Origin of the sequence: Halorientalis brevis, from assembly GCF_042678165.1 — an archaeon.
Lineage (GTDB): Archaea > Halobacteriota > Halobacteria > Halobacteriales > Haloarculaceae > Halorientalis > Halorientalis brevis.
Genome location: NZ_JBHUDJ010000002.1, coordinates 422,350 through 438,212, shown reverse-complemented (window position 1 = coordinate 438,212; position 15,863 = coordinate 422,350). Strand labels below are relative to the sequence as shown.

Here is a 15,863-nt window from a genome sequence, read left to right as displayed (position 1 = left end):
TGTTACCCCGCGCACGGTGGCGCGGGGAATCCTGCTCTCACGAGGGTAGGCTTCCTGTTTCTAAGACGTGACTTGCAGACACACGCTGGAAATCAGCGGCGTCCGTAGCGGTCACAGTCTCCACAGGCGTTCCTTCGGGCCATCCCAGCCCTAGTTCAGAAAAACCGCGCTTCAGAACGTTCATCGCCGCGTTCGCATCCCTATCCGTCTCGAACCCACACGACGGACACGAATGTTCCCTGACCCAGATGGGCTTCGACGTCTCCACACCACACGACGCGCACTCCTTCGTCGTCCCTCGTGCTTCAACCTGCACGACGTGCGTCCCGTACAACTCGGCCTTGTATTCGAGGAGGGTGATGAACTGTCGCCACGCCGTATCCTGCTTGTTCCGAGCGTTCCCGTCGCCCTGAAGCATACTCTGGATGTTCAAGTCTTCAACAAACACGGCGTCGTATTCTTTGACGAGCCATGTCGTGATTTTGTGCTGATAGTCCAGAACCTTCCGACGAATCCGACGCGTGACTTTGGCAACTTCGACTCGTTGTTTCTCGTAGTTGTTCGACCCCTTCTCTTTTCGAGACAATTTCCGTTGTTCGCGGCAAAGACGCTCGTAGTCGTCTTCGAGGTCAAGCCAATCCACGGTCTTGCCATCGCTGGTGTGGATGTAGTTGAGAATGCCGAGGTCGATCCCGACGCTGTTGCTCGTGTCTAATGAGTCCACAGCAGGTTTCTCGGGGAGGTTAGCGTCGTCGGTTTCCAGTCCGAAGGAGACGAACCACTCGCCATTTCGTTCTTTTTTGAATGTGACCTCTTTGATCGTGGCGTGGTCGGGAATCGGGCGAGAATACCGGAGTTTTACCCAGCCGATCTTGCTGAAGCGGACGTAGCCGTATTTGTCGTGGCCCCTCTTTTCATCGAGGTCGAAACCAGACTGGTTGTACGTCACACTCCTATACTCGGCGGGTGCTTGCCGTTTGAGCCGACCGATGTTGTACCCCTTCTCCTTCTTCTTGCGAAGGTTCGAGAGGTTGCGGTGGAAGCGAGCGACGGTGGCTTGGGCGGCTTTCGAGTGCAATTCACTGAACACTGGCCACTTGCGCTTCCATTCGGGGAGTTTGTTGTTCTGGTCGTACTCGCTCGGCTTGTCGTCCTCTGGACTGTTCTCGTAGTCCCAGCGGACGTGGTTGTAGAGTTGGCGATGAACGTTTAGATGATGTTCCAGTCGTGCCGCTACCTCTTGTGTCGGGTAGGCGTGGTAGCGGTGACTGTATTCCATCGCTGTCTCTTGATTATTGATGTTGTCACTTAGTGGTTTGTCTCACGAGTTGTCGGCTTCATCCCCGACCACGGTGGGTCGGGGTATTCGCCTCGCTGACCATTATAAAAGACCCGCCTCTCCCGGTCCGCCCTGCACGGACGGTCCGCACGACCATCACGATTACAGTTGGTTCCCGTTCACGATGGTTTTTGTTGCTGTAGCGCTATTCGAAACCAATGTCACGCGCACCGGAACAGCGCGCGGGGGTTACGAACAGGGATCTCTCGGGGACGCGGGCGCTCGTCACCGGCTCGACGAGCGGCATCGGCCGGCAGACGGCGCTGTCGCTGGCCAGACTCGGCGCGGACGTGATCGTCCACGGCCGCGACGCCGACGCAGGGGCGACAGTCGTCGACGAACTCCGGGAGCTGGGGTCGGACGCCCGGTTCGTCCAAGCGGACTTCGCCGACGTCGAGGCCGTCCGGGAACTGGCCGAGACAGTCAAGAACGACACCGACGAGCTCGACGTGCTGGTGAACAACGCCGGCGGGATGTCCCGCGACGGGCGGCTCACGGACCTCGGCGTCGAGTACACGTTCCACGTCAACCACCTCGCGCCGTTCCTGCTCACCACGGAATTGCTCGACCACGTGGCCGACGGCGGCCGCGTCGTGACGACCGGCTCGCTGGCCCATCGCGGGGTCCGCCTCGACCTCGACGAGGTGACCGACGTCGAGCGCCACACCGGCTGGCGCGCCTACCAGCGCTCGAAGCTCGCGAACGTCCAGTTCGCGCTCGCGCTGGCGCGCCGTCTCGACGCGGCCGGCCGCGACGTCACCTCGAACACGCTCCATCCGGGCGCGATCCCCGGCTCGGGCTTCTCGCGGTTCCTCCCGTCGCCGCTCCCGGAGACGATCTCGCTGCTCGACGGCCTCCCGCTGGTGACCTCCGTCGAAGACGGCGCCGCGGGGCTCGTCTACCTGGCGGCGTCCGACGAGGTCGCGGGCGTCTCGGGGCGGTACTTCTCGAAGCGACAGCCGCGGAAACCGTCGCGAGAGGCGCGCAACCGCGACGCCCAGCGCCGCCTCTGGGAGCGGAGCGCGGCGTTCCTCGACGTCGAGGAACCCCTCGCCGAACCGGCGGCCGTCCAGTGAGGGCGGGACCGAGATGCGACTGTACTACCGCGACGGGCTGTTGGCGGTCGGGAGCCTCGCTGTAGTCGTCGCGGTCGGCGTGCTGACGAGCGGTGTCGGCGCGTTCGGTCGGCCGCTCGCAGTCGGCAGCGGGATCGCCGGGGCGGTCGCGCTGGAAGCGATCTTCCTCCGGTATTCGTCGGTGCTCCTGACGGTCTGGGAGCGACCGGGCGTCGCGCTGGCCGGCGTCGTCGCCCTCGGCTGGGTCGCCCTCTGGGCGGTGTGGTCCGCGCCGTGGGCGCTCGGCGCGATCGCCTGGGGACTCGTCACGTATCTCGTCCTCCTCGGTTGCGTGCTCGGTGGCCTCGGCAACCCGGTCGCCGCTCTGGTTTCGACCGGACGCGAGCGGGAGTGACGGCCCGGAGCCGCCGTCGCGGCGTCGCGGACGCCGACCTCTCGCCAGTCCGCGAAAGTACTTTTGTCCGTGTTCGTAGTTACCACCAGACGCGCCGTCGGCGGTCAGGCGACCGTCCCGGCGGTGTCAGGTATCCAGCCATGTCTGTCATTGCACGATTCGAGGTGATCCCCGTCCGCGAGGGGAGCATGTCCACCGCGATCGCCAGCGCGCTCCGCGCCCTCGATCGGTTCCCCGTCTCCTACCAGACGACCGCGACGGACACGATCATCGAAGCCGACAGCGTCGAGCAGGTGTTCGCCGCCGTGCAGGCCGCCCACCAGGCCATCCCGGACGACCGCGTCATCACGTCGGTCGAGATCGACGAGGATCGTCGCCGCACGCAGGAGATGGGCCAGCGCGTCGCCTCGGTTCAGCGCGAACTCGGGCACCCGCCGCAACGAATCCAGCCACCGGCGTCTCACCACGCGTCTGCCCGGCACGCACAGCAGCGACCGATCGGACAACAAGCCGCACAGCAACCGCAACCCCCGGTAAAATAACTGTTGCTTTGCCGCAGAATCCGGTCGCTCGGGCGGCGAATTCGACCCCGGATTCTTCGCGGTAGCGTCGCCAACACTTTCGATTCACCCGTGGTCGACAGGGACCGGCCGACCCCGGCAACCATAATCATTTATCAGGACACTGGATTCGGAGTTAGTATATATAGTGCCCTCTATTCTGAGGCAAGCAATGACAGAAAGCGATCCGTTCGGAGCGATTCGTGAATTCGAACACGACGGAGAGACGTACAAGATGGCGGATCTCACCGCCCTGGAAGAGGAAGGCCTCTGTGAGCTCGACAAGCTCCCAGTGAGCATTCGCGTGCTGCTGGAATCGGTCATCCGGAACATGGACGGCGAGAACGTCACCGCCGACGACGTGCGCAACGCCGCCTCCTGGGAGCCGGACGTGCCGGACGTCGAGATGCCCTTCCAGCCGTCCCGCGTCGTGCTGCAGGACCTGACCGGCGTGCCGGCCGTCGTCGACCTGGCGGCACTGCGTTCGGCCGTCGACCGCAAGGACCAGGACCCGAGCATCGTCGAGCCCGAGATCCCGTGTGACCTCGTGATCGACCACAGCGTCCAGGTCGACTACTTCGGCGACGAGGACGCCTACGAGAAGAACGTCGAACTCGAGTACGAGCGCAACGAGGAGCGCTACCGCTCGATCAAGTGGGCACAGCAGGCCTTCGACAACTTCGAGGTCGTCCCGCCGGGAACCGGGATCGTCCACCAGGTCAACCTCGAACACCTCGGTCGCGTCGTCCACAACCGCGAGGAGGACGGCGACCAGTGGCTGTTCCCGGACTCGCTCGTCGGCACGGACAGCCACACGCCCATGATCGGCGGCATCGGCGTCGTCGGCTGGGGTGTCGGTGGGATCGAGGCCGAGGCCGCGATGCTCGGCCAGCCGATCACCATGGGTCTGCCGGAAGTCGTCGGCGTCCGCCTGGAGGGCGACCTCCCCGAGGGCGCGACCGCGACCGACCTCGTGCTCCACCTGACCGAGAAGCTCCGCGAAGTCGGCGTCGTCGACCGCTTCGTCGAGTTCTACGGTCCCGGCGTCGAGAACCTCACCGTCGCCGACCGCGCGACCATCTCCAACATGGCGCCCGAGCAGGGGTCGACCATCAGCATGTTCCCGGTCGACGACAAGACCCTCGAGTACCTCGAACTCACGGGTCGTGACGAAGACCACATCGAACTCGTCAAGGAGTACCTCGAAGCACAGGGCCTGTTCGGCGAGCAGGACCCCGAGTTCACCGAGACCGTCGAGTTCGACCTCAGCACCGTCGAGCCGAGCCTCGCCGGTCACAAGAAGCCCCACTCGCGCATCCCGATGGGCGACCTCGACGACCACTTCCCGAACCTGCTCGAAGAGCAGAACGTCGTCGAAGCCGACGGCGCCGCAGCCGTCGAGCAGGGCCTCGACCTCGACGACAAGGTGCCCGTCACGCTCGAAGACGGCACCGACGTCGAGATCGGCCACGGCAGCGTCCTGGTCAGCGCGATCACCTCCTGTACGAACACCTCCAACCCGTCCGTGATGCTGGCGGCCGGCCTGCTGGCTCGCAACGCCGTCGAGAAAGGCCTCGACGTGCCTGACTACGTGAAGACGAGCCTCGCACCCGGCAGCCGCGTCGTCACGGCCTACCTCGAAGAGTCCGGTCTCATGGACTACATGGAGGAACTCGGCTACAGCGTCGTCGGCTACGGCTGTACGACCTGTATCGGGAACTCCGGCCCGCTCCAGGACCCCATCGAGGACGCCATCGACGAGCACGACCTCTGGGCGACCAGCGTGCTCTCGGGCAACCGCAACTTCGAGGCGCGTATCCACCCGAAGATCGCCGCGAACTACCTCGCCAGCCCGCCGCTGGTCGTCGCGTACGGCCTCGCCGGGAACATGGACATCGACCTCGAAGAGGAGCCGCTGGGCACCGACGACGAGGGCGAGCCGGTCTACCTCGAGGACATCTGGCCGTCCACCGACGAGATCCACGACATGGTGCACAACAGCGTCTCCCCGGAGATGTTCGAGGAGAAGTACGCCTCCGTCTACGAGGGCGACGAACGCTGGGAAGCGCTCGACGCACCGACGGGCGAGGTCTACGACTGGGACGACGAGTCCACCTACATCCGCGAGCCGCCGTTCTTCCAGGACTTCCCGCTCGAGGAGCCGGGCGTCGAGGACATCGCCAACGCCCGCTGTCTCATGACGCTGGGCGACACGGTCACCACCGACCACATCAGCCCCGCCGGGCCGTTCGGTGAGGACCTGCCCGCCGGCCAGTGGCTCAAGGAGCGCGGCGTCGAACCGTACGAGTTCAACACGTACGGCTCCCGCCGTGGCAACCACGAAGTCATGATGCGCGGCACCTTCGCGAACGTCCGCATCGAAAACGAGATGCTCGACGGCAAGCAGGGCGGCTACGCCAAGCACCTGCCGTCCGGCGAGGAGACCACCGTCTTCGAGGCGAGCGAGCGCTACCGCGACGACGACACGCCGCTGATCGTCATGTCCGGCGAAGAGTTCGGGACCGGCTCCAGCCGCGACTGGGCTGCCAAAGGGACCGACCTGCTGGGCATCCGCGCGACCATCGCCAAGAGCTACGAGCGGATCTACCGCGACAACCTGCTGGGCATGGGCGTGCTGCCCCTGCAGTTCGAGGACGGCGAGGGCTGGGAAGAGCTCGGCCTCGACGGCACCGAAGTGTTCTCCATCGAGGGCCTCGACGACGGCCTCGAGATGAACGACGAACTCACCGTGGTCGCCGAGGACGACGACGGCGAGACCACCGAGTTCAACGTCACCGCACAGGTGTCCACGCCGGCCGCCGTCAAGTACATCGAGAACGGGGGCGTCCTGCACCTCGTGCTCCGCCGCCTGCTCACCGAAGAGTAAGCGCGGACCCGCAGACCCATAACACCCGTCGCGCTCGCCGGACCGCCCGGCGCGCACGACGCTGATTTCTGTCCCATATTTTCGCGACGGCTGCCACCGGGGCGGCCGGCTGCGATACCGCAGCCAGACGACGGAGCTGCTGCACCCGGTCGGCGCTCGACGAATCAGTACGTCGCCACGTCCCACGACAGGCCGAAGAGCTACATATCGCTCAATAGGGCTCATAGCAGCGCCTTTTTCCAAATCGCGTGAACGGTAGGCATGGTCGAACTCGGCGTTCTCACGTGTCCCGTCTGCGAACAGGCGCGGGTCTGTCGCATGGACCAGTTCGAGACCCGCGACGCGGTCAAAGACTGTGCGAGCGTGCACCTGCGCGAACACCGACTGGACGAGAGCAAACGCGCCATCTACCGGGTGCTGATGGCCGAGCGACTCAATCGGTTCGACGCCACGGATAGCACCGAGTACCCGCTCGGTGAATGGACGACCGACGGCCGAGAACTGTCCGCCTAGGCTCGACGTCAGCCCGGTCTTTCGACCGACACACAACACCAATACAGCACACTGTATTTTCCAAAACCGACAGGCCAATTCCACCAGCCAGACCGGAATGCTATTGTATATCTGGTGCACAACAACCAATAATGGTTCGCAGATACCTCACGCAGCTCAAGGACCACCTCATCTACGTCGTTCTCGGCTCGTTGGTGGCCGGGCTGGCGTTCGGGCAGGTCGCGGGACCGGAGATCAAGGGGCTGCTGAAAGCCGCGATCCTGCCGGTGTTGTTCCTGATGATCTACCCGATGATGATCAACATCGACGTGCGGGAGATTCTGAACGTCCGCGGGCACGCGAAGCCGGTCGGGCTGAGCCTGCTGATCAACTTCGGCCTCGCGCCGCTGCTCGCGATCGGCCTCGCCCGGACGTTCTTCGCAGGGAACCTCGCGTTCGCCATCGGCCTGTACTTCATCGCGCTCATTCCGACCTCGGGGATGACCGCGGCGTGGACCGGCCTGGCGAAAGGCGACCTCGAGACGGCGCTCGTCGCGATGGCAGCGAACCTCCTCGTGGCCATCGCCGTCCTGCCGGCGTACCTGTCGGTGTTGATTCCGGGCAACGTGGGGTTCGAGCCGACGGCGCTGTACCGCCAGCTCGGCCTGATCGTCCTCGTGCCGATGGTCGCCGGCTCGATCACCCGGTGGGGTCTCCTCCAGCGCTACAGCACCGAGGAGTTCAAGCGCATGAAGCCGACGTTCGGTGGTCTCAGTTCCCTCGGCGTCATGCTCATCGTCTTCATTGCGATGGCGATGCGCTCACAGAGCATCCTCGCGGACCCGCTCGCCTCGGCGAGTGCGATCGTCCCGCTCGTCGTCTTCTACGCGCTGCTGCTCGGCATCGGCTCGTTCATCGGGCGCGCGTTCCTCGAACCCGACCGCTCGGTCGCGCTGGTGTACGCGACGAGCATGCGAAACCTCTCGATCGCCGTGGCCATCGTCGCCGCCCCCGGCTTCCCACCGACCGAGGCAGTCCTCCCCATCGCGCTGGCGTACATCCTGCAACCGCCGCTGGGCGCCGTCTACATGCACTACCGCCGCGACGTCGTCGGTGAGGGCCTGACTATCCGCGAAGCCATCGCGAACAGAGTGTAGCGGCCCCTCGCAGGCAGCCGTCCACCCGCGATCGGGACGCTACCGACGAAACGGTAATGCACCACCACCGACCCCCTTGTAGCATGGAGCCGCTAGTCACGTACGAGGACGCCCTCGTCGCAGGCACGATCGTCGACCGGCCGAACCGGTTCGTCGTCCGCGTGCGTTTCGACGACGAGCCGGAACGCGCCTTCCTCGGCGATCCCGGCGCGCTGGAGAACATCCTCGAACCCGGCGCAGAAGTTCTCTGTACGCCCGTCGACGATCCCGAGCGAGCGACGGACCACGACGCCATCGCCGTCCGCGTCGACGACACCTACGTGAGCGTCCGCGCTGCGCTGGCCAACGACCTCTTCGAGCAGCTACTCGTCCGTGACGCCCTTCCTGCCTTCGAGGGCTATTCCCTCGTGAAACGCGAGCCGCAACTTCCCGATCACGGGCGCGCGGACTTTCGACTCGAAACGCCGACCGGGGCGGACGTCTACGTCGAGGTCAAGTCCTCGACGCACGTCGACGACGGCGTCGCCAAGTTCCCCGACCGCCAGACCGAACGCGGTCGCCGCCACCTCCGCAGTCTGGCGGCCCTGGTCGACGACGGAGCCGAGGCCCACCTGGTGTTCGTCGTCCAGCGACCGGACGTCGAGCAATTCCGCCCGTATCGCGAGGTCGACCCCGAGTTCGCCGCCCTCCTCGGTCGCGTCCGGGACGCCGGCGTCGGCGTCCACGCAGTCACGACCGCGTTCGAACCACCGCACTACCGGCTCGAGAGTGCCGATCTGGCGATCGAACTCCCGTGATCGAGTCCGGCCGAAACAGTCGCCGCCTGCCGGTTCTGCAGCGTTCGAGACCCCGACGGCGGCACTGCGTCCCCGCGGCTGCCGTCAGTCGCAGGGCGCGGCGAACGGCTGCTCCGGCAGCGGCGTCGTACACCGGCGGCAGAACTGGTACTCCGACTCGTTCGGCCGCCCGCACTTCCGACACCGGACCGTGTCGACGGTCGCCGGGTCGATGAGCTCCCCGTCGCGAGATTCGGTTCGTGCGGTCGCGTACGTCCCCCCACCGGACGTGAGCGACTCTTCGTACTTCCACCCCCGATAGAGGAAGTGGGCGCTAATCGCCACTGCCATGCCAACCGCCCAGACGGTTGCGTCCATGCACGTGTAGGTGTAGCCGAACTGGCCGATTAAACGCCATCGATTGCGCTCTGCCGCAGGACGCGACCCAGACGTGTGAGCGTCGCGACCGATCACCGGACCGATGCTAACCGCGTTCGCTCACTGGCGCACCGGCCTCGCTCGGGAGGTCCCCGGTTCTCCCGATGAATCGACGCTGCGCGAGTCGTATGTGATGCCGTTACATGACCGAAAACAGACACCGGGTTTCCGGTGAATCGCCGGAGAGCGGAACGGAGACCGCCGACGTGTGCACCCGAAGGTCGGTAGCGTCGGAACGGCCGGGCCCGTTCGGACGAGGAGCCCGTCGGCGTCCGACCCGCTTCCGAAGTGAGGAACGCGAGCTCAGGAGCCGTCGTCCGGACGCGTCACCGCGGGCCGTCAGGGACGTCGAGCACTCCATCGACCGTTTGCGCCAGCGTCTCGACGGTCTGATCGTCGTGCATCCTCGGGTTGAACACCAGCACGCCGGTCCCGTCGAACTCGTCTAGGAGCGAGCGCACCGTGGAGACGAATTCGACGACAGTCTCCAGGTCCGTGTACACGAGTATCGTCGACAGTGAGAGCAGTCCGAGGCGGACCGTCTCTCGGTCCCCGGCAGCCAGGCGCTCCAGTTGGTTCGTCAGTCGGACGCCGACGGTCGTGAGCGCGCCGGGCGTCGACGCGTACTGAACCCCGTCGTGCTGGACTTCTTCTTCGCGGTGCGAGGACTGGCACTCGATGATGCCGTAGTTCGCGAACAGTGCATCCCGGTCAGGCGTCTCACCCCGTCGCTGGTCGCCCTCTCCGCCCGCCAGGAGCGTCTTCAATCGCGTCGAAACGGTCTCGGCGCTGTCGTTCGGGGAGATGACGACGCCGGCGTTCGAAGCACAGCCGGGCTCCGAGACGAATCGGAGCGCGAGGTCGCGCCTGCCGGTGTAGGCGGCCCCGGACAGGAGATACGTCCCCGGGGACAGTTCGTCGAGCGCACGCTGTCGGTCGGCACCCGACTGGGAGTCCATCGAAGAGATCGGTGGCGGTCGCTGCCAGGCTGCACCTCTGCTGTTCACGACCGGTGTGGACTCGACCATCGCCGGAAGCCCGAGTAGTTGCGAAGAGTCCGCGGGCTTCGGGGCGTCGTCGGAGCGACCGAACGCTGCTCTCCGCATCTCGTGTGCGGTCGTTGTACTTCCAAAACCAAATAACTGTACCCGAGGTCGAATCCCAAAGCCAGCGCCCGATATGACAGTAGGTGTTCACGAAATCGGTTCCAAAACTGCACTCGGCTCCCTGCTCGAAGGAGCGCGTCACGTCAACAGGGGAACCGAGCGGCAAACGGTGGCAGGCCGGGCGTGTCGCGAAGACTGAGTCACAGGTGGGCGCGTAGCGACACGGCATCGTCCGCAGCGACCGAGATCCAGGACCCGTCGTGACTGATGTCTGCGATGATGAACTCGCGCCCCGTCGCAGCCTCGTCGAACGCTGCGACGACCATCCGTTCCTCTCCCAGCTGTCCATCGATCGGCGACGTTTCCTGCTCCATGAACGGTTGTACGGCGTATAGGATTATGAACGTTGTGTTTGTTCCACCATTGGTGTAAAGTCTAGCAGCACTTGCGCATAGGATTGAGATGATGTGAATCGAGGAGTCCGCAGATCACATCGGAACGGTCGCAGTCGCGCCAGCGCCCCAGCGTGGTCCGGCGCAGTTGGGCAGTGTGTGATCGTCACCGAACCGACGCCCCAAGCCGGGCGTCGCAGTGCGGATCGGCCGCGTTTCGATTCACGCCACACTGACGACGGCGAGTCGTCGACTCGGGAGCCACAGGTGCGGCCCGCAACTGCTACTGGAACGAACACGTCCGGTACTCGTGAGTCGTGGCGAGCGGAGAGGTCAGCCACCGAGACAGTCTCTCACGTGGCCGACAGGTGGTGCTTCACGGGCTCGGTTGGCCGATTTCACTCGAAACCCGGCGTGTCACAGACTCCGAGTGCTCCGACGAGGTATCAACGTCGGTATCGTGAATCCAAGTCCAGCACAGAGAGCGATCCGTGGTGCAGGCACTGCGTCACGGACAGGCACCAGCCCAGATAACCCACAATATCGCTGCGAGAGAGGCAGGGAGAAAGTGAAAGGAATCGTTTTGCGTGATCCGCCAATCACACAGGTTTTTTGCCAGACGAAGAGACCACACGCAGATTCGGACAACAGCACGCCCGATCCGCGAGACTGCACTAATATTGTACGCTTTACCCAATACATAACAATTATGTTGCGCACGCCGGTAGTTTCGCGTATGAAGACACACGTAGCAGTCGTCGGTGCGTACGGGAGCGCAGGCGTCGCCGTGGCCGACCGGCTCGCTGCCGAGCCGGACGTGGAGCTGACGCTGATCGACGACGGCGATCCCGGGGGCGGACTCTGCATCCTCGAGGGGTGTATGCCGTCCAAGGAGTTGCTCACGGCGGCCGAACGACGCTTCGCCGCCCGCGACGACGAGCGGCTCCGCGGCGCGGTCCCCGACGTGGATTTCGAGCGAGTGATCGAGCACAAGGACGACAACATCTCGACGTACGCCAGCGGGCGACGCTCGCACGTCCAGGAACTCGCCGACCGGGACGACGTCACCCTCCGACGAGAAACCGCCGCGTTCGTCGACGACCGGCGGCTGGCCGTCGGCGACGACGTGCTCGAACCCGACTACGTCGTCGTCGCGACCGGCTCGACGCCGAACGTCCCGCCGATCCCCGGCATCGAGGACGTGCCGTTCGAGACCAGCGCGGACGTGCTCGACGCGACCGAGTTCGGCGAGTCCGGACTCGTGATCGGCCTGGGCGTCATCGGCCTGGAACTCGTCCCCTATCTCTCGGAGGCGGCGGGGATGGACCTCACCGTCGTCGAGCAACTGCCCGCGGTGCTGCCCGACGCCGACCCGGCGTTCGGTGACGCACTCGTCGACTACTACGAGGACAGGTTCGACGTGGACGTCCGGCTCGACACCGGAACCAAGGGGCTCGAAGCGACCGACGACGGCGGCGTTCGCGCAATCCTCGACGACGACGGGACCGAGACTGCCGTCGCGGCCGATCAGCTGTTCGTCTTCACGGGTCGGAAGCCGGCGCTCGATCGCCTCGGCCTCGACGAGACGCGGCTCACCCCCGAGCCCGGCTGGGTCGCGGACACGATGCAGGCTCGCGACGACGAGCGCGTGTTCGTCGTCGGCGACGCCAACGGCACCGAACCGATCCTCCACGTCGCCAAAGAGGAGGGTGCCGTCGCCGCCGAGAACGTCCTCCGGCACCGCGACGGCGAGCCCCTGGAACCCTACGAGAACGTCACCCACCAGGTCGTCTTCTCCGGACTCACCGAACTCCCCTACGCGCGGCTGGGCCACACGGCGAGTTCGGCCAGCGAGGCCGGGATCGACCACGTCGTCGCCACCCGCGAGGTGTCCGGCGAGGGCGTCTTCCGCAGCCGGAACTACTCCGAAGGGCTCGCGCGGCTCGTCGTCGGCACGGACGGGACGGTGCTGGGCTACCAGGGCCTCCACCCCGACGCCGACGTGATGGCCAAGACGATGCAACTGGCCGTCGAGATGGAACTGGACGTGCGCGACATCCCGGACCGCGCGTACCACCCGACGACGCCGGAGATCATCGACGGGTTGCTGCAAGACGCGGCCGCGGCACTCGACGGCTGAGCGTCCACACGCCCGGCAGCGGACAGCACAACACTCGTGCCCTCCGACTCAAGTGCGCGCGTGGTCGCTCGGTCGCCCGTCCGCACGCAGGTTCGCCCAGGAGCAGGCCGACCAGCAGGTAGTAGCCGTACTGACTGGGATGCGCGACTTTCCCGCCGTGCAGGAACGCGAAGACGACGCAGTTCACCGCGAGCGCGAGGCCGACCGCGAACGCTTGTAGCATCGGAGGGACGGCTTCTCCCCCGGAAGCTCCGGGGGCCTTTTTACCATCCCTCGAACACGAGTCGGTGTATGGACGAGGATGACGACGACGTACTCGCGTTGCTCGAAGACGAGTACGCGCGAGCCATCCTCGCCGAGCTCACGACTGCACCCATGTCCGTTTCCGAACTCTGCACGGCCTGTGAGATGTCCGATCCGACGGCGTATCGCCGCCTCGAGCGCCTCCAGGCGGCCGGGCTCGTGACCGACCAGCAGGTGGTCGACGCCGACGGCCACCACTTCAAAAAGTACGTCACGACGATCGAGGACGTGACCGTCACGTTCGACGATGGGACGTACGACGTGACTATCACGCGGCCGTCGACGGACCCGTCCGACCGCTTCACCGATCTGTTCGAGGGGTTGTCCTGACATGCAGGTAGTCCTCGCACAGGTGCGCACGACCGCCGGGAGTTCGCTGGTCGCGCTGGCGGTCGTCGGTCTCTCGGTGCTCACCATCGCGATGTCGGTCGCCATCGCCGTGGTGCTGCTTCGCGGCTCCCGTCGTGAGCCAGGTCACACGGGGCAGTTGCAGCTCGCGGCCGGACTGCTCTTGCTGACGAGCGTCCCGGAGCTGCTGCGGATCGGCCTGCCGACGGTCACGAGCGTCGGCGTCGTGGGCCGCTCGATCCTCGTGAGCGGCTGTGAACTGGCCGGCCTGGGCATCATCCTGTGGGCCGTCTTCGGGGGGCGGTCGTGATGCTCCCCGAAGTCCTGCCGTTGGTCTCGATAACGCCCAGCGACGTCGCGTGGGGGTCGCGGGCGCTGACGGCGCTCGTCGGTCTCTTCGTCGCCGGTCTCGCCTACCGCGGGTACCGACGCAACGACGCGCCGAAGATGCGCTCGCTCGCGCTCGGCATCTTCCTGTTGACCACCGGCGTCTTCCTCACCGTCGCCGTCGTCACCCAGGTTGGTGCCGGAGCCGGCCCGGTGCTGCTCGCACGCGGTCTCGTGACTGTCACGGGCCTCGGCGCAGTGTTGTACGCCCTCGTGTATCAGTAGCCGTGCCGTCCCGGAGTGTCGGTCCACCTCGTTGCCCGGGCAGTCGGTCGGCGATCACCGCCTCGGTCAGTGAACGAATATAAGTATTTCGGCGGTGCTTCCGGCAGAGAAGCACTGCGACCGTTTATACGGGAGTCGTGGACGAACGTTCGGCCGTCATGGCACCCCGCACAACCAGACGACGCTATCTCGGCGGCCTCGCGACGCTCAGTCTCGCGTCACTGGCCGGCTGTATCGACTCGCTCGACGGCCAGAACAGCACGCCCGCAGCGAACGACACGCAACCGACGACGGACAGCGAGACGACCGAGAGCGACGCGACGCCTGGCGACGGGTCCGAAACCGGCGACTCGGTCGCCGGCTCGCCGAAGCAGGTCGTCCGCGCGTACGTCGAAGCCGGGTACGAGAACCCGACCGCGGTTCGACAGCACTTCCACCCGATCCATCCCTTCCACCCGGACAACCTCTCGGCGGAGAAGGCGAAGAAGCTCCTCTCGTCCGAGGGAGCGCTCGCCGAGATCGACCTCGAAACCCGCGACGTGGACGTCACGCCCGAGCTGGTGCAGTCGGCGCCGCTGTTGCGGACGGCAGACGTCGATCAGGAGACGCTCAGCGACGCGCTCGCCGGCGAACAGACGGCCGTCGTCGAAACGGTCGTCACGACGACCGACGGGAAGCGACAGGTTTCCCGGATCGCCACCGTGACCACCGACGGCGAGTGGGCCATCCTCGCGCTGCGAATCGACCCGAAAACCACCCAGTCAGCCCAGTTCGAGGGACGCGTCGTCAGCAAGGTCAGCGTCGACACCGAGAAGGACCGCGTGCGGCTCTACTTCGACGGCGCACCGACCGCAGAGGAGCTCACCGCCAAGACGACGAACGCGCGCTCGTCACGCTCCTCGACGACGCCCGGGTCGATCTCGTACTTCGACCTCTACCCAGATCCGGCGGGCGACGAACTGGTCGTGACCGCCACGGTCGACGGCGACACCCGCACCATCCACAGAGAGCAGTACCCGCCCAGCGAGCGGGCCGTCGAGGACGTCACGTACGACGACGACCCCGAGAGCGACGTGTTCGACGCGGCGGCCACCGTGTCGTTCGCGGACGACCGCGACGGTGAGCGGTACGTCGTCGAGTCGACGATCCACGGCGGGAGCGTCACGCTCGACCCCGACAACCCCGCCACGGCCGTCGTCGGCGTCGATCCGGCGGCCGACGAAGTCGTCGTGACCCGCACCACCGACGGTGCGTCCGACGTGGTGCACCGCGAACGGCACCGGTTCTAGGCACTCGTAGTCCGTACCCGCACTCTGTTTCACGAGACCCTTCCAGAGCACTGATATCGAGAAATACGGTCCTCGAAACCGCTAATCACCAGACGTCGACACTCGCTGCGAGGACGCACACCGCTTTTCGAGCGGCGCGGTGGGTCGAGTCGTCACCGTCGCACGACAGTTCGGGCACAGATAGTGGATTGCATCCCCGTTCACGACACGATTCCAGGCGCTGTCGTACCGCCCCTGGTGATCACAGTCCGGGCAGAAAAGGGTGGATTTTGCAGCGACGTCCGATGCAGTCGACCGTGTATCTGGGCTCATCTCTTTCGACACCAACTCTCAGTTAGTCAGCGGCCTGGGCAGCCAGCACGTCCCGATCCACCTCTCGGACCGGAATGCCGCGCGCACCGAGTGCCGAGGCCATCTTTGGCACCGAGACGCTACTATACTCGGCTGCCTGCTCGAGGGAGAGCGTCTGACTGCGATACAAAGTGAGCGCCGTTGTGAAGGACTTGACTGACATTCCCTGTTCGAATCAACGTCGCCCACCGAGGATGTTAAAC

19 protein-coding genes are annotated in these 15,863 nt (G+C 65.5%); 13 read left to right on the top strand and 6 right to left on the bottom strand.

All coding sequences use genetic code 11. The annotated features are described in order from the left end of the window. Window positions 1-37: 37 nt before the first annotated feature. Complete coding sequence (locus ACFR9U_RS05920; protein WP_247379563.1) at window positions 38-1,279, bottom strand: RNA-guided endonuclease InsQ/TnpB family protein; 1,242 nt, start codon at window positions 1,277-1,279, stop codon at window positions 38-40. Between the two features lie 218 nt (window positions 1,280-1,497). Here ACFR9U_RS05920 and ACFR9U_RS05915 point away from each other — a divergent pair, with 218 nt between their 5' ends. The 7 genes from ACFR9U_RS05915 (at window position 1,498) to sfsA (ending at window position 8,702) form a co-directional block, all read left to right on the top strand. Then, entirely contained in the window at window positions 1,498-2,415 is a 918-nt protein-coding gene (locus ACFR9U_RS05915) for an SDR family NAD(P)-dependent oxidoreductase (protein ID WP_247379566.1), read from the top strand. 13 nt (window positions 2,416-2,428) lie between these two features. Further along, entirely contained in the window at window positions 2,429-2,809 is a 381-nt protein-coding gene (locus ACFR9U_RS05910; protein ID WP_247379569.1) for a hypothetical protein, read from the top strand. A 140-nt stretch (window positions 2,810-2,949) separates the two neighbouring features. Further along, window positions 2,950-3,351: a thiamine-binding protein gene (locus tag ACFR9U_RS05905; RefSeq protein WP_247379572.1), complete on the top strand. Its 402-nt coding sequence runs from the start codon at window positions 2,950-2,952 to the stop codon at window positions 3,349-3,351. A gap of 190 nt (window positions 3,352-3,541) precedes the next feature. Next, window positions 3,542-6,256, top strand: coding sequence for an aconitate hydratase AcnA (acnA, locus tag ACFR9U_RS05900; protein ID WP_247379574.1), 2,715 nt, complete (start codon window positions 3,542-3,544; stop codon window positions 6,254-6,256). A 261-nt stretch (window positions 6,257-6,517) separates the two neighbouring features. Beyond that, the gene (locus tag ACFR9U_RS05895; RefSeq protein WP_247379576.1) at window positions 6,518-6,769 is read left to right on the top strand and encodes a hypothetical protein; all 252 of its coding nucleotides are present in this window, start codon (window positions 6,518-6,520) and stop codon (window positions 6,767-6,769) included. A 131-nt stretch (window positions 6,770-6,900) separates the two neighbouring features. Then, window positions 6,901-7,905 carry an arsenic resistance protein gene (locus ACFR9U_RS05890; RefSeq protein WP_247379578.1) on the top strand — a complete coding sequence of 335 codons (1,005 nt, stop codon included), beginning with the start codon at window positions 6,901-6,903 and terminating at the stop codon, window positions 7,903-7,905. A gap of 83 nt (window positions 7,906-7,988) precedes the next feature. Continuing rightward, a complete protein-coding gene (sfsA, locus tag ACFR9U_RS05885; protein ID WP_247379581.1) occupies window positions 7,989-8,702 on the top strand; it encodes a DNA/RNA nuclease SfsA in 714 nt (237 codons plus the stop codon). Between the two features lie 84 nt (window positions 8,703-8,786). Here the strand turns inward: sfsA and ACFR9U_RS05880 are convergent, their stop codons facing one another. The 3 genes from ACFR9U_RS05880 to ACFR9U_RS05870 all read right to left on the bottom strand — a co-directional run bounded on the left by ACFR9U_RS05880 (window position 8,787) and on the right by ACFR9U_RS05870 (window position 10,599). Next, on the bottom strand, window positions 8,787-9,059 hold the full coding sequence (locus tag ACFR9U_RS05880) for a DUF7577 domain-containing protein (protein ID WP_247379583.1): 273 nt from the start codon (window positions 9,057-9,059) through the stop codon (window positions 8,787-8,789). 386 nt (window positions 9,060-9,445) lie between these two features. Then, the gene (locus tag ACFR9U_RS05875) at window positions 9,446-10,225 is read right to left on the bottom strand and encodes a DUF7504 family protein (RefSeq protein ID WP_247379585.1); all 780 of its coding nucleotides are present in this window, start codon (window positions 10,223-10,225) and stop codon (window positions 9,446-9,448) included. Window positions 10,226-10,425: 200 nt separating this feature from the next. Then, window positions 10,426-10,599, bottom strand: coding sequence for a DUF7556 family protein (locus ACFR9U_RS05870; RefSeq protein ID WP_247379587.1), 174 nt, complete (start codon window positions 10,597-10,599; stop codon window positions 10,426-10,428). A gap of 754 nt (window positions 10,600-11,353) precedes the next feature. Between ACFR9U_RS05870 and ACFR9U_RS05865 the strand changes: the two genes are divergently transcribed. The 6 genes from ACFR9U_RS05865 (at window position 11,354) to ACFR9U_RS05840 (ending at window position 15,309) form a co-directional block, all read left to right on the top strand. Next, the gene (locus ACFR9U_RS05865) at window positions 11,354-12,757 is read left to right on the top strand and encodes a dihydrolipoyl dehydrogenase family protein (protein ID WP_247379590.1); all 1,404 of its coding nucleotides are present in this window, start codon (window positions 11,354-11,356) and stop codon (window positions 12,755-12,757) included. A gap of 52 nt (window positions 12,758-12,809) precedes the next feature. After that, window positions 12,810-12,977 carry a hypothetical protein gene (locus tag ACFR9U_RS05860; protein ID WP_247379593.1) on the top strand — a complete coding sequence of 56 codons (168 nt, stop codon included), beginning with the start codon at window positions 12,810-12,812 and terminating at the stop codon, window positions 12,975-12,977. Window positions 12,978-13,048: 71 nt separating this feature from the next. Beyond that, a complete protein-coding gene (locus tag ACFR9U_RS05855; RefSeq protein ID WP_247379595.1) occupies window positions 13,049-13,390 on the top strand; it encodes an ArsR/SmtB family transcription factor in 342 nt (113 codons plus the stop codon). Between the two features lies 1 nt (window position 13,391). Continuing rightward, window positions 13,392-13,718, top strand: a complete 327-nt coding sequence (locus tag ACFR9U_RS05850) for a hypothetical protein (protein WP_247379597.1) — start codon at window positions 13,392-13,394, stop codon at window positions 13,716-13,718. Beyond that, a complete protein-coding gene (locus ACFR9U_RS05845) occupies window positions 13,718-14,020 on the top strand; it encodes a DUF7521 family protein (protein ID WP_247379600.1) in 303 nt (100 codons plus the stop codon). Before ACFR9U_RS05850 ends, ACFR9U_RS05845 begins: the two co-directional genes overlap by 1 nt. Before the next feature lie 158 nt (window positions 14,021-14,178). Further along, a complete protein-coding gene (locus ACFR9U_RS05840) occupies window positions 14,179-15,309 on the top strand; it encodes a hypothetical protein (RefSeq protein ID WP_247379602.1) in 1,131 nt (376 codons plus the stop codon). An 81-nt stretch (window positions 15,310-15,390) separates the two neighbouring features. Here ACFR9U_RS05840 and ACFR9U_RS21350 read toward each other — a convergent pair whose 3' ends face one another. After that, window positions 15,391-15,621 carry a DUF8106 domain-containing protein gene (locus ACFR9U_RS21350; RefSeq protein WP_465262012.1) on the bottom strand — a complete coding sequence of 77 codons (231 nt, stop codon included), beginning with the start codon at window positions 15,619-15,621 and terminating at the stop codon, window positions 15,391-15,393. Window positions 15,622-15,643: 22 nt separating this feature from the next. After that, window positions 15,644-15,823, bottom strand: a complete 180-nt coding sequence (locus ACFR9U_RS05835; RefSeq protein WP_247379604.1) for a DUF7317 family protein — start codon at window positions 15,821-15,823, stop codon at window positions 15,644-15,646. Window positions 15,824-15,863: the final 40 nt, after the last annotated feature.

What these genes read in the sequence shown, in the direction of transcription:
- ACFR9U_RS05920 (WP_247379563.1), bottom strand. Translation starts at nt 1,279, where the DNA reads ATGGAATACAGTCACCGCTACCACGCCTACCCGACACAAGAGGTAGCG.
- ACFR9U_RS05915 (WP_247379566.1), top strand. Translation starts at nt 1,498, where the DNA reads ATGTCACGCGCACCGGAACAGCGCGCGGGGGTTACGAACAGGGATCTC.
- ACFR9U_RS05910 (WP_247379569.1), top strand. Translation starts at nt 2,429, where the DNA reads ATGCGACTGTACTACCGCGACGGGCTGTTGGCGGTCGGGAGCCTCGCT.
- ACFR9U_RS05905 (WP_247379572.1), top strand. Translation starts at nt 2,950, where the DNA reads ATGTCTGTCATTGCACGATTCGAGGTGATCCCCGTCCGCGAGGGGAGC.
- acnA (WP_247379574.1), top strand. Translation starts at nt 3,542, where the DNA reads ATGACAGAAAGCGATCCGTTCGGAGCGATTCGTGAATTCGAACACGAC.
- ACFR9U_RS05895 (WP_247379576.1), top strand. Translation starts at nt 6,518, where the DNA reads ATGGTCGAACTCGGCGTTCTCACGTGTCCCGTCTGCGAACAGGCGCGG.
- ACFR9U_RS05890 (WP_247379578.1), top strand. Translation starts at nt 6,901, where the DNA reads ATGGTTCGCAGATACCTCACGCAGCTCAAGGACCACCTCATCTACGTC.
- sfsA (WP_247379581.1), top strand. Translation starts at nt 7,989, where the DNA reads ATGGAGCCGCTAGTCACGTACGAGGACGCCCTCGTCGCAGGCACGATC.
- ACFR9U_RS05880 (WP_247379583.1), bottom strand. Translation starts at nt 9,059, where the DNA reads ATGGACGCAACCGTCTGGGCGGTTGGCATGGCAGTGGCGATTAGCGCC.
- ACFR9U_RS05875 (WP_247379585.1), bottom strand. Translation starts at nt 10,225, where the DNA reads ATGCGGAGAGCAGCGTTCGGTCGCTCCGACGACGCCCCGAAGCCCGCG.
- ACFR9U_RS05870 (WP_247379587.1), bottom strand. Translation starts at nt 10,599, where the DNA reads ATGGAGCAGGAAACGTCGCCGATCGATGGACAGCTGGGAGAGGAACGG.
- ACFR9U_RS05865 (WP_247379590.1), top strand. Translation starts at nt 11,354, where the DNA reads ATGAAGACACACGTAGCAGTCGTCGGTGCGTACGGGAGCGCAGGCGTC.
- ACFR9U_RS05855 (WP_247379595.1), top strand. Translation starts at nt 13,049, where the DNA reads ATGGACGAGGATGACGACGACGTACTCGCGTTGCTCGAAGACGAGTAC.
- ACFR9U_RS05850 (WP_247379597.1), top strand. Translation starts at nt 13,392, where the DNA reads ATGCAGGTAGTCCTCGCACAGGTGCGCACGACCGCCGGGAGTTCGCTG.
- ACFR9U_RS05845 (WP_247379600.1), top strand. Translation starts at nt 13,718, where the DNA reads ATGCTCCCCGAAGTCCTGCCGTTGGTCTCGATAACGCCCAGCGACGTC.
- ACFR9U_RS05840 (WP_247379602.1), top strand. Translation starts at nt 14,179, where the DNA reads ATGGCACCCCGCACAACCAGACGACGCTATCTCGGCGGCCTCGCGACG.
- ACFR9U_RS21350 (WP_465262012.1), bottom strand. Translation starts at nt 15,621, where the DNA reads ATGAGCCCAGATACACGGTCGACTGCATCGGACGTCGCTGCAAAATCC.
- ACFR9U_RS05835 (WP_247379604.1), bottom strand. Translation starts at nt 15,823, where the DNA reads ATGTCAGTCAAGTCCTTCACAACGGCGCTCACTTTGTATCGCAGTCAG.